The organism is Cohnella algarum, assembly GCF_016937515.1.
GTDB classification, from domain to species: domain Bacteria; phylum Bacillota; class Bacilli; order Paenibacillales; family Paenibacillaceae; genus Cohnella; species Cohnella algarum.
Genome location: NZ_JAFHKM010000002.1, coordinates 801,928 through 814,186, shown reverse-complemented (window position 1 = coordinate 814,186; position 12,259 = coordinate 801,928). Strand labels below are relative to the sequence as shown.

Annotated in this window: 7 protein-coding genes, 5 tRNA genes and 1 pseudogene; all 13 read left to right on the top strand. The window is 56.7% G+C overall.

Annotation, left to right across the window (positions count from 1 at the left end; genetic code table 11):
• Positions 1-45 precede the first annotated feature (45 nt).
• The 13 genes and pseudogenes from JW799_RS03745 to glmM all read left to right on the top strand — a co-directional run bounded on the left by JW799_RS03745 (position 46) and on the right by glmM (position 11,834).
• Positions 46-128 (top strand) — tRNA-Leu (locus JW799_RS03745).
• An 8-nt stretch (positions 129-136) separates the two neighbouring features.
• Positions 137-211 (top strand) — tRNA-Gly (locus JW799_RS03740).
• An 8-nt stretch (positions 212-219) separates the two neighbouring features.
• A tRNA-Arg gene (locus tag JW799_RS03735) sits at positions 220-296 on the top strand.
• 18 nt (positions 297-314) lie between these two features.
• Positions 315-391, top strand: a tRNA-Pro gene (locus tag JW799_RS03730).
• 16 nt (positions 392-407) lie between these two features.
• Positions 408-481 (top strand) — tRNA-Gly (locus tag JW799_RS03725).
• 526 nt (positions 482-1,007) lie between these two features.
• Entirely contained in the window at positions 1,008-3,305 is a 2,298-nt protein-coding gene (locus tag JW799_RS03720; protein WP_205428734.1) for a glycosyl hydrolase family 28-related protein, read from the top strand.
• A 255-nt stretch (positions 3,306-3,560) separates the two neighbouring features.
• On the top strand, positions 3,561-6,353 hold the full coding sequence (gene ppc, locus JW799_RS03715; RefSeq protein WP_080831949.1) for a phosphoenolpyruvate carboxylase: 2,793 nt from the start codon (positions 3,561-3,563) through the stop codon (positions 6,351-6,353).
• A gap of 236 nt (positions 6,354-6,589) precedes the next feature.
• On the top strand, positions 6,590-7,147 hold the full coding sequence (sigW, locus tag JW799_RS03710) for an RNA polymerase sigma factor SigW (protein WP_420830673.1): 558 nt from the start codon (positions 6,590-6,592) through the stop codon (positions 7,145-7,147).
• A 96-nt stretch (positions 7,148-7,243) separates the two neighbouring features.
• A pseudogene (locus tag JW799_RS29190) lies at positions 7,244-7,351 on the top strand (anti-sigma factor family protein); the annotation flags it as partial.
• Positions 7,352-7,435: 84 nt separating this feature from the next.
• Positions 7,436-7,864 (top strand): polymer-forming cytoskeletal protein, encoded by a 429-nt coding sequence (locus tag JW799_RS03705; protein ID WP_240353137.1) that lies wholly within the window; start codon positions 7,436-7,438, stop codon positions 7,862-7,864.
• 295 nt (positions 7,865-8,159) lie between these two features.
• Complete coding sequence (cdaA, locus tag JW799_RS03700; RefSeq protein ID WP_205428733.1) at positions 8,160-8,996, top strand: diadenylate cyclase CdaA; 837 nt, start codon at positions 8,160-8,162, stop codon at positions 8,994-8,996.
• Positions 8,989-10,467, top strand: a complete 1,479-nt coding sequence (locus JW799_RS03695) for a CdaR family protein (protein ID WP_205428732.1) — start codon at positions 8,989-8,991, stop codon at positions 10,465-10,467. The genes cdaA and JW799_RS03695 overlap by 8 nt, the downstream gene beginning before the upstream one ends.
• Positions 10,468-10,493: 26 nt before the next feature.
• Positions 10,494-11,834 carry a phosphoglucosamine mutase gene (gene glmM, locus JW799_RS03690; RefSeq protein ID WP_080831944.1) on the top strand — a complete coding sequence of 447 codons (1,341 nt, stop codon included), beginning with the start codon at positions 10,494-10,496 and terminating at the stop codon, positions 11,832-11,834.
• The last annotated feature ends 425 nt before the right edge of the window (positions 11,835-12,259 follow it).

Sequence of the window (12,259 nt, the reverse complement as noted above, 5' to 3'; positions counted from 1 at the left end):
TCGAGTTTATTGCTCGATTGGCTTAGCGAAAAGAGAATTGCCCATGCGCGTGTGGCGGAATTGGCAGACGCACCAGACTTAGGATCTGGCGGGCAACCGTGGGGGTTCAAGTCCCTCCACGCGCACCATCCGGCGTGCGGAAATAGCTCAGTGGTAGAGCATCTCGTTGCCAACGAGAAGGTCGCGGGTTCGAATCCCGTTTTCCGCTCCATCTTAAATGCGCCCTTAGCTCAGCTGGATAGAGCGTTAGACTACGAATCTAAAGGCCGGGAGTTCGAATCTCTCAGGGCGCGCCATTCAAATTTCGCACGTATCGGGACGTAGCTCAGCTTGGTAGAGCACCTGGTTTGGGACCAGGGGGTCGCATGTTCGAATCGTGTCGTCCCGACCACTTAACTGGATAGCATGCGGGTGTAGTTCAATGGTAGAACTTTAGCCTTCCAAGCTAATAGCGTGGGTTCGATTCCCATCACCCGCTCCATTCAAAAATGACCGAAAGCCTTGCGATGCAAGGCTTTTTTGATTTATTCGCTGTGCGAAAGCGCCCGGGCAAACAACTGGGCAAAGCCGCGCCGCTAGGGAAGCGCGGAACTTTATTCTATCCACTCCGGAAATCGGCTCGTTCCTCGCACGCATGCCGCCGATCCAATTGAGTCGTGGTGACTCATCTCAACCCTCCGAATGCGTACAGCCGCACGCATTTGAGTAAAAATGAATCATCTCACCTCCTCCGCAAGCACGCCGCCGATCCAGATGAGTCATAGTGACCCAAACCTGCCATTGGGCATGCTAGCGGCAGTCGTTAGCGGTGGCAGTCGCGTTGACGCCGTTTGCAGCGCAGCCATCTTTCAAGGGGGGACCGCCTCTGATGACGTTTCGTTTGATTTCAGATTAATTCCTCGCCCCCGCGAATATAATGATTGGAGCCTCTGCCGTTCAAACCCGATAAGGCGGGGAAAGTTCCGCGATTAACGGTATGCCTGAATGATGTTGAAGGTGGTGAGGCTATGGAAGAGATGCCGGAAAAAACGCCTGCGCAACTATCCAATGCCCGAATCAACGAGGAAAACTGGAGCGGCGTCGTTCTTAATGTAAAAGCATATGGAGCGGTGGGAGACGGGGTTACGGACGATTCCGACGCGATTTTGCAGGCGCTGCTCGATGTGCCCGATACGGGTGGAACCGTTTTTTTTCCTGCCGGGGTTTATCTCGCTTCCAAAACATTATGGATGAGAAGCCGAACGACCGTATTGGGGTATGGCGGCCGTTCCAGGGTAGCGGTTATAAAGCGTGCCGACGGCATGTACGACGATTTGTTTTGCGCGGGCGTTTATACGGGCGTTCGGGATAAGACTCGTTCCGGTTCAGCGGATTGGGCGGGAGGCCGGCCGTTCACCCAGGATAATCCCGGGTTCGGCATCAGCTTTCAAGGCATTTACATTGACGGAAACAACGCGAAAGCCGGTCAAAACCCCAAAGTGCCCGGCATCCTTAATAGCTATCGGGGCAGCAACATTTGGATTCAATATGTTGACGGGGTTTATTTCGAGGATATTTGGAGCGACTACGCGCCTAACGACGGCGCCTTTGTTTCGGGCAGGCACATTACGATCTCGAATTCCCTTTTTTCAAACACGAAAATCATCAACAAAACCCCGGGATCGGCTCCGACGAACAACGGAATCACGATAGCGGGCACAATGGCCGGAATTGACGGCGACGTAAACGACATGATCACGGTCACCAACGTTCAGGCTTTCAATAATGACGATTTGGGCGTTGCCATACAAGCGCGGCAGATGGATAACGCCAATGCGTACCATGGGGGGACGGTCGTTTGCAGCAATGTCGTGACCAAAGGAAACCGGACTTACGGGCTGGCGATCGAGGCCGGCCAAGCCGCGCAAAACGTCGCGAACACGCGGCCGATGAAAAAAGTCGTTCTGAACAACATTATTTCCGATAACGACGCTGTGGGCCGTTTGTATAGCATCGGAATCCGATACGATATCGAAGACTTGATCGTAAGCAACGTTATTATAAACAATGCCAATAATGGCGGGCTTGTCATTAACGGACACAATCGCATCAAGGTCGATAATGTCCACATTCGGAATTATGCCTTGAATCCCGAGCCGGAGGGATTGACGACCGTTCGGGGCATGCATATCTATTGCGACGAAATTTTTCCTTCCATCGACCGGATATCCGTTAAAAACGTACTGATCACCGGGGGCAGCGGACGAACCATCAATACGGAGGGAATCAATGTATCCGCCAAAGTCCTCAATATTGAACTGGAAAACGTTGAGGTCGCGGGAACGACATGGATTTCCGAACGCGGCGTCGGTATTTCGATCGGCGCTCAAAACGTCGTGATGACGAACTGCAGAGCTTCGCTTTGCGGAGACGACGGAATCAAACTCAATCAAACCGTAAAGCATTTTAGGCTGACGAATTGCGAAGCTTTTAACAACGGGCAAAATCCGGGAGCGCCTTCGAGGCGGGGGATTAATATCCTTAGCGGAGATGGGACGATCCCGCTCCGGGTAGGGGATTTGACTCATTGCTGGGCCTATGACGACCAGGCGGCGCCGACGCAATACGAAGGAATCAAAATTCCCGGCGCCTCGGATTCCGATGCTTTCCGCATCGCATTTTGCCGCGCGTTCGGGAATGCGCACGAAGATTTCGCGGGTTATGCGGCCGGCAGCAAGCATTCCGTTTGGGGGAATCTTTGGGGGGCGCAGGACGCTGACAACGCTTTCTGTTTGGAGGGCTCAGGAGGATCGTGGAACCAAAACCTGGTTGCGCTCGGACCCTATCATTTATATATCGATAATGGCGGAGACAGCAAGTACGCCAAATTTCAAATCATGAACGGAAAACCTACGAAATCGGATGACGGCTTTCTTCTGCCGCATGTCTCGTTCGGTACGGCCATTCCGACGTCCCCTCCGTCTTACGCGGGGCAAAAGCACATCGACCGGGCCAACGGCCGGGTATTCGAAGCCGTCGGCGAATCGAGCGCGTCGGATTTCCGCCAAATGGCGCAGACCGGACATCACAAAGCGATCGTCCCTCCCGTTATTTTCGGACCGAGCGGCGGTACTTACACAAACAACAACGCTTACCCCATCGATGTGGTGTTTACCGGCGGAAACGTGACCGATCTGGAAATATCGCGAGACGCCGCGAATTTTTACAGTCTTGGCATCACTTCCGGATCGGTCAGGCTTTCGCCCGGGGACAGAGTGAGGGTGACGCACACGGCGGCGCCCATGCATATGGTCATTCCGCGATAGATCGGCCGGGGAGTCCCCAACCGGAATCGCGCAAGAGCGAAGAAGAAACTGCGCTTCCCCGGCATCGATTCGACCGGACGAATGGCAAACGGCGAGCCCTTTCAAGCCCCCGCATATGCGGCGATCGCTTGGGAGGGCTCGCTTGGTTTGTCGTAAAATAAAGGGAAAGGAAAAGAAAAGGGAGATTTTCGGGGGCTTTGTAGTATGATAAATAGAAGAGTTTTTAGCTGAAACGTTAGGTCTGAGGTGAAAAGAATGTCTGAACTAGCTATGTCCAACCGTCCTTCCTCCAACCATCTGCTGCGTCGGGATGTTCGTTTTCTCGGGAACATTCTTGGCGAAGTGCTGGTGCATCAGGGAGGCCGGGAACTGCTTGACCATGTCGAAAAAATTCGCGAAACGAGCAAGGCGCTGCGCGCCGATTTCGTTCCGGAATTATACGAGGAATTCACCAATACCGTCAATGGCTTGAGTCCGGAGGTGCGTCACCAGGTCATCCGGGCTTTCGCCATTTATTTTCAACTCGTCAACATTGCCGAGCAAAATCACCGCATCCGCCGCAAACGCGATTACGAGCGTTCCGCCGGCGAGGAAGTTCAGCGGGGATCGATCGAAAGCGCCGTGCAAGAGCTGAAAAACCGCAACCTGCCGGTGGAGGAAGTCCAGGATCTGCTCGAGAACATTTCCCTTGAGCTGGTTATGACCGCCCACCCGACGGAAGCGATGCGGCGCGCCGTCCTGGATATTCACAAGCGAATCGCCGAAGAGATGATGGAGCTTGACAACCCGACGCTGACGCTGCGCGAGCGGGAGAAGCTCCGGGACAAGCTGCTCAACGAGGTGCTGACGCTGTGGCAGACGGACGAGCTGCGCGACCGGAAGCCGACCGTTATCGACGAAGTGCGGAACGGCATGTACTTTTTCAACGAAACGCTGTTCGACGCTCTGCCGGACGTCTATGAGGAATTGGAGCGCTGCCTGGACAAATATTATCCGGAGCGGGCTTGGCACGTGCCGACCTATTTGCGCTTCGGCTCGTGGATCGGCGGCGACCGCGACGGCAATCCGTCCGTAACCGCATCGGTCACCTGGCGCACGCTCAATATTCAGCGGGGACTCGTCATTCACAAATACGAGGCGCTGCTGCGGTCGCTCATGCGGAAGATGAGCTTCAGCACGACGATCGTTCAGGTGACCGATGAACTTCTGCAATCGATCGACCAGGACCGCTCGCAAGTCGAGCTCCGTTCGGTCGAGCCGTGGACGAACGACAAGGAACCTTACCGCGTCAAGCTTACCTATATGATTCAAAAGCTGCAAAACATGCGCGAAGACAAGCTGAAGGGCACGCCGCAGCGTTATCATGCGGTTTCCGAATTTATCGCCGAACTGCAGCTGATCGACCGCAGCTTGCGCCATCATTTTGCCCATTTTGTCGCCGACACGCATTTGAAGAAGCTGATCCGCCAGGTCGAGCTGTTCGGCTTCCACCTCGCGAAACTGGACGTTCGCCAGCACAGCAAAGAGCACGAGAACGCCATGACGGAAGTGCTCGCCAAAGCGGGCGTAACGCCAAATTACGCCGAGCTGTCCGAAGAGGACAAAATTTCGCTGCTGCACGGCCTGCTGTCGGATTCCCGTCCGCTCCTGCACGAGAATGCGAGCCTCTCGGACGGCACGAAGGAGTGCCTCGACGTGTTCCGCACGATTTACCGGGCGCAAGAGGAATTCGGCGCGAACTGCATCGGCAGCTACCTGATCAGCATGACGCAAGGCGCCAGCGACATGCTGGAAGTGATGGTATTCGCCAAGGAAGCGGGCCTGTTCCGCTGGTCGACGAACGGAACGGTCGCCAGCACGCTGCAATCGGTGCCGCTGTTTGAAACGATCGACGACCTTCACGCGGCTCCGGCCATCATGAAGACGCTGTTCGAGTTGCCCGTATACCGCAAGACGGTCGAAGCGATGGGCAACCTGCATGAGATCATGCTCGGCTACTCCGACAGCAACAAGGACGGCGGCATGGTAACGGCCAACTGGGAGCTGCGGGTCGCGCTGAACGAATTGACCGCGATGGCCAAGGAATACGACGTCAAGCTGAAGTTTTTCCACGGCCGGGGCGGAGCGCTCGGACGCGGCGGCATGCCGCTGAACCGCTCCATTCTCGCGCAGCCGCCGCATACGATCGGCGGCGGCATCAAGATCACCGAGCAGGGCGAAGTGCTCAGCTCCCGCTACTCGATGCAGGGCATCGCGTACCGGAGCCTGGAGCAGGCGACGAGCGCTCTCGTGAAGGCCGCGTTCCTGGCAAGGCACCCGCTTGGGCAGCACGAGGCCGAGAAGGAATGGGAACAAATTTTGATCGGCATTTCCGAAACGGCCCAGACCAAGTACCAGGATTTGATTTTCCGCGATCCGGACTTCATGACGTTTTTCAAGGAATCGACGCCGCTGCCGGAAATCGGGGAACTGAACATCGGTTCCCGCCCATCCAAACGCAAAAACAGCGAGCGCTTCGAAGACTTGCGAGCGATCCCCTGGGTGTTCGCCTGGACGCAAAGCCGCTATTTGCTGCCTGCCTGGTATGCGGCCGGCACGGCTTTCGAACATTATATCGGCGGCGACGAAAGCAAGCTGGAGAAGCTGCGCGCGATGTACCGGGAATATTCGTTCTTCGGCTCGCTCGTGGACAATCTCCAGATGGCGATGGCCAAAGCCGACCTGCTTATCGCCCGCAAATACGCGGGAATGATCAAGGACGAAAACATCGGCTCGCGCATTTTCGCGTTGATCGAAGACGAATATAACCGTACGAAGCGGATGATTTTGGCCATTACCGGCCAGGAGGACATTCTGGACAACGTTCCGGTCATTCAGGAATCGATCCGGCTTCGCAATCCTTACGTCGATCCCCTCAGCTACCTCCAAGTGCAGCTGCTGACGGAGCTTCGCGACTTGCGTTCCTCCGGCCAGGACGACGGCGAGCTGCTGCGCGAAGTGCTGCTGACCATTAACGGCATCGCGGCCGGCATGCGCAATACGGGCTGATGCGTCAGGCGACTCTTACGCCGAACTTTGCATAGGCTGGCGAAGCAGGCCCGGGGAATCCCGGACCTGCTTTGCCGCATCTAGGAGTTGTCCGAAGGCGGACTTTTCGCGGACCGGCTCCCGAAACGGATGTTGATTTTTTCCATCGTATCCATTACGATTTTGCTTGAATTCGGCTGCTTGCTGCCTGGAGGCCGTCCAGATCGGAACGAATCGGAGGACTGACGGTGAAGCCAATCGAAACGCGACTTGCCCGGCTTGCCCGCAAAGGGGATCAACGGGCGTTCGCGGAAATTGTAGATTTGTACAAAGATAAATTGTTCCACCTCGCGAAACGGATGATGAACAACCGCCAGGAGGCGGAGGACGTCGTTCAGGAGACGTTTTTGCGGGTATACAAGCATCTGGATCGATACGACGAGAACCAGAAGTTTTCGACGTGGATTTACCGGATCGCGACCAATTTATGCATCGACCGGCTCCGCAAGCGCCGTCCGGTCTACTCCCTCGACGCAGAATCGTCCGACCACGAGGGGTTGGACGGGTACGCGATGCTCCCGAGCGACGACCGGACGCCGGAGAGCGAACTGCTGCTGTCGGAAACGCAGCGGATCATTCATGAAACGATGGACACGCTTCCCGTCAAATACAAATCGGTGATGGTGCTGCGCTATTTGCAGGATTTGTCGCTGCAGGAGATTTCCGACGTGCTCGATATGCCCGTGACGACGGTCAAAACGCGGGTCCATCGGGGCCGCGAATATTTGCGGAAAAAGCTGGAGCCCAAATTGTAAAGTTATTTTTGACAAAAATGAAACCGGCCGGCAAAGCCGACGTACAAATAAGGGAGAAGCAACTTCACGGAGATCGATCTCCGGATGTAGAAAGGGATGGCTCATATGAAGTGCAGCGATGCCGTCGCATATATGCACGAGTACTTGGACGGGGACCTTCCCGCCGAGCAAAGGCACCAGCTAAAACTTCACTTGTCCGGTTGCTCCGCATGCGCACAGCGTTTTCAATCCATGCAGCATACCGATGCGCTTCTCCGGTCAATGCCCGAGGAAGCCGTTTCAAGAGATTTGGCATATCGAATCATGAAGTCTCTCCCCAAGAAGCGAAGCTCGATCGCATGGACGACATGGGTTCGCCGGCACCCGGCGCTATCCGCGGCGGCCATGTTTTTACTGATAATGGTATCCAGCCTTTCGGCTTTATGGAATCAAGGCCAGCAGCTGGCGCTGCGGGGAGACGATCTGGAGCATGTCATCGTCGAGGGGAATACGGTCATCGTGCCCGAAGGCCAGACCGTGTCCGGAGATCTCGTCATCGAGAACGGAGAATTGCAAGTGCTTGGCGAGGTTACCGGCAACTTGACCGTCATCGACGGGAATGTCACCCTGGCTTCGACCGCCCACATCGCGGGCAAGGTCAAAGAGATCGACCGGGCGATGGATTGGGCTTGGTACAAGCTTACCTCGTGGTTCGATACGCTGGCTTACGGATCGTAACGGCATATGGATAACCGGTAAAGGCTGTCCTGCGAAAATCGCGTTAATGTATACCGAGGTCTCAACCTGCATGGATGTCCGGCGTTTTGCGGGCGTTTATGCAGGTTAACGCGATTTTAGGCCCCGGGGATCGGCCAACGGACGTCCGGACAGGTTCTCCCCTGGGACTTGGGGAGGTTTTTTTGTTGGATTAAAGGATTTCGTGGCAGGAGTAGAGAACTGTATATAGATATAAACTAAGCGTATTCTGACAAGAATCGGGAAACCGATCGAGGCGCCGATTGGGGGGTGCGTCTTGGATTACTTTCGCACGCTGACATGGTATGGCGCTCTTAAGGACATCGCCGATATCCTGATCGTCAGTTACTTGTTCTATAAAATGATTCAACTGGTCCGCGGCACGCGCGCGGTTCAATTGCTGAAGGGCATCGTTTTGCTCATCGCCACCTGGGCGGTCAGCACATGGCTTAACTTGTACACGCTCAAGTGGCTCATGAACCAGTTGTTTACGCTCGGCGTCGTGACGATCATGATTATCTTCCAGCCGGAGCTGCGGAGGGCGCTCGAACAGCTTGGGCGAGGCCAGCTTTTTACCCGCACGTCGGCAGCCGACCAGGATGTCAGCCATCAGATCAACGAAGTGATCAAAGCCGTCAATCACATGTCCCGGCGCAAAATCGGAGCCTTGATCGTCTTCGAACGCGCGACGGGACTGAACGAATATATCGAATCCGGCATCAAGATGGAATCGATCATCAGCTCGGAGCTGTTGATCAACGTGTTTGTTCCGAATACGCCGCTGCACGACGGGGCCGTCATTTTGCGGAACACGCAAATTATGGCCGCGGGGTGTTATTTGCCGTTATCGGAAAACCCGTTTATCAGCAAAGAGCTGGGAACGCGCCACCGGGCGGGGATCGGCATCAGCGAAGTCGGCGACGCCATATCGGTTATCGTTTCCGAGGAGACGGGACAGGTTTCCCTTGCGATCAACGGCCAAGTGGTGCGCGATATCAAGGAAGAGTCCTTGATCTCCAAGCTTTTCGACGAGCTTCGCCCGCGGGCCGGGGGTTCCGAGAAAAGGCGCAAATTGGCGTTCTGGAGACGGAAGGAAGGTGACGGCCATGGATAAATGGTTAAGCCATCCGACCGTCATGAAGCTGGTTGCGCTTGCGCTCGGCATTCTGATGTGGGCCGTCGTGCATTTCGATCCGGAGTCCAGCACGCCGACTTCGACGACAAGCCAGTTGCAGACGAAGACGATCAACGAAGTGAAAGTCCAATATTACGGCTTGGACGAGCGAAATCTCGTGCTGCAAAGCATGGAGCCGGAAACGGTCAAACTGGTCGTCCGGGGCACGAGGGCGGATCTGCTCAAGCTCGGGGCCGACGACTATAAAGTCCAGGTCGATTTGAGCACGGTAACGGCCGGAGAGCATACGTTGAATTTGTGGGCAAATTTACCGCGCGGAATCGATGTCGTTTCGTTGACTCCCTATTCCGTAACGGTTAATGTAGAAGAGTTGCAAACGAAGGAATTCGAGGCGGAGCTCAGCGTGACCGGCACCCCTGCTCAAGGGTACAAAGCGGGGACGCCGATCCTAAGCCCGACCAATCGGGTTCACGTGACCCTGCCCGAAAGCCAGATGGCGAGAGCGGAAAGGGTCGGAGCCTCGATTTCCGTAGACGGGCAAAGCAAAACGATCAAAAATAAAAGCATCAAGCTGCTCGTTTACGACAGCGAAGGCAACGAAATCGAAGGAGCGGTCATCGATCCCGCCGTTCTGGAGGTGGAAGTGCCGATCACCAATCCGTTCAAGACGGTTCCGCTTCAATTCAAGCTTGTCGGATCTTTGCCGTCGGGACTCAGCATCTCCAGCTTCAAGCCGCAGGTCGAGCAGGCGACGATTTACGGACCTCAGGCGGAGCTGGACAAAATCGAGTTCATCGAGGCGGACGTCCGGCTTAACGAACTGACGAAATCCGGGGACGTTACGATCGAGCTGACGACGCCCGAGAACGTTACGACGATTTCGCCTGCGGAAGTGACGGTAAGCGTGGAAGTCGTGCTGTCGCAAACGCGGTCGCTGCAAGGTCTTCCGGTTTCGATCGAGGGATTGGCCGAAGGGCTGGACGCCAAAATCACCGACCCGTCGACCGGCTTGGTCGATATTACGCTCAAAGGCGCCCCGGCGATGCTGGACAGCCTGCAGCCCGGCGACGTCGATGTCGTAGTCGATTTGAGCGGACGCGGGCCCGGCGTCCATATTCTCCCGCTCGTCGTCAATTCGCCGCGCTTCATCGACCAGGCCGGCGGCAACGTCGCGGTTACCGTGGAGATCACGGATCCGCAGGCGGCGTCCGCGACGCCGCTTCCGCCGGAAGTCGAGGGCGAAGGCGGAAGCGGCGGGACGAACGCCGGATCGAACGGAGAGACGGGCGGAGAAACCGGAGGCGAAACCGGGGGCGAATCCGGCGCCGGCTCCGGGAGCGTACCTGCGGACGGCGGCGCGGGAAGCGGCATGGACGAAGGAACCGACACAACAACCAGCAATGCCGAGACGCCGGCCGAGCCCGATGCGGAGCCGGCGGTCGGCCAGTAGCGAAGAAGGGGAAGGATTAGAGAGATATGGGGAAATATTTCGGTACAGACGGAGTACGCGGTGTTGCAAACGTTGAATTGACTTCGGAACTGGCCTATAAGCTCGGCCGCTGCGGCGGCGTCGTCCTGGCGGGGCGTTCGGAACGCCCGAAGGTCGTGATCGGACGCGACACCCGCGTTTCCGGACCGATGCTGGAAAGCGCGCTCGAGGCCGGCTTGCTGTCGATCGGAGCGGACGTCATCCGGATCGGCGTCGTGTCGACGCCGGCGGTAGCCTATTTGACCCGGATGTTGGGAGCCGATGCCGGCGTCATGATTTCGGCTTCGCACAATCCGGTGCAGGATAACGGGATCAAATTTTTCGGCGGGGACGGCTTCAAGCTGTTGGACGAGACCGAAGCGGAAATCGAGAAGCTGATGGATGCGGAGGAAGATACGCTTCCCCGTCCGGTCGGCGGCGGAATCGGCACGGTGACGAACGATCCGGAAGCAAAGTTTCGCTATTTGGAGTATTTGAAGACGACGGTTCGCCAATCGTTCGCGGGGCTGAAGATCGTGCTCGATTGCGCGCACGGAGCCGCTTACGAACTGGCGCCCGCCGTATTCCGCGATCTGGGCGCGGAGGTGATCGCCTACGGCGCCGAGCCGAACGGCCTGAACATTAACGACGGAGTCGGCTCCACCCATCCGGAGCTGCTGGCTTCGAAGGTGAAGGAGCACGGGGCGGATCTCGGCCTCGCGTTCGACGGGGATGCCGACCGGCTGATCGCCATTGACGAGAACGGCGAGGAGGTCGACGGCGACTTCGTTCTTTGCATTTGCGGAGACGCGATGAAGCGGGACGGGCGCCTGAAGCACGATACGATCGTCACGACGGTCATGGCGAACATCGGCTTTTTTAAAGCGACGGAAACGCTGGGCCTGAACACGGCCAAAACGGCGGTCGGAGACCGTTACGTCATGGAAGAAATGGTGCGCGGCGGCTACAACCTCGGCGGGGAGCAGTCGGGGCACGTCATTTTCCTGGATTACAATACGACGGGGGATGGCATCCTGACCGCCCTGCAGCTTGTCGATACAGTCGTCGCGTCCGGCAAAAAGCTGGGCGAACTGAAGCAAATGATGCGCAAGTACCCGCAAGTGCTCGTCAACGTTCGCGTAGCTGACAAGAGCCGGTACGCGGGCAATCGGGCGATCGAAGAAGCGGTGTCCGACGCGGAGCGGGCTCTGGGCGACAACGGCCGGGTGCTGGTGCGGCCTTCCGGAACGGAGGCGCTCATCCGCGTCATGGCCGAAGGTCCGGATCGTTCGGAAATCGAGCGCCATGTCGAAAGCATCGCCGACGTCATTCGCAAGGAGCTTGCGTAATCGGACTCGGACCGGGGGAGTCATTCCGGTCTCGGGCTCGTGCAGGGCGGGGATATCGGGATAGGCCGGTAGCGGCCGTCATTGATCATGTTCGGTACCAGAGCCCAGTGAAGCATTGAACGCCGAATAGCGGTCAACTGCGGGTGTTCATTGGGCAATCGAAGCGTAATTTGTGAAGTAGCGGTCCCTGGCGGCCGCTATTTTTAGTGTGCCACGCATGGCGATTAACTAGGTGGTGAAAGTCCACTGTGGGGGTTTGTAGTTACCAACCACTAGCCAAGAGCAAGGGTGTCCACCGCGAGGTGGAATCCAAAGGAAGCTGGAGGCAAACTTCCGGCCCAAGGAACACGAACATCATCAGGCATAGGATACGGGATGAGTCTGCTAAACAAGACGAAGTCCAATTAACTACACGGACGTACCAA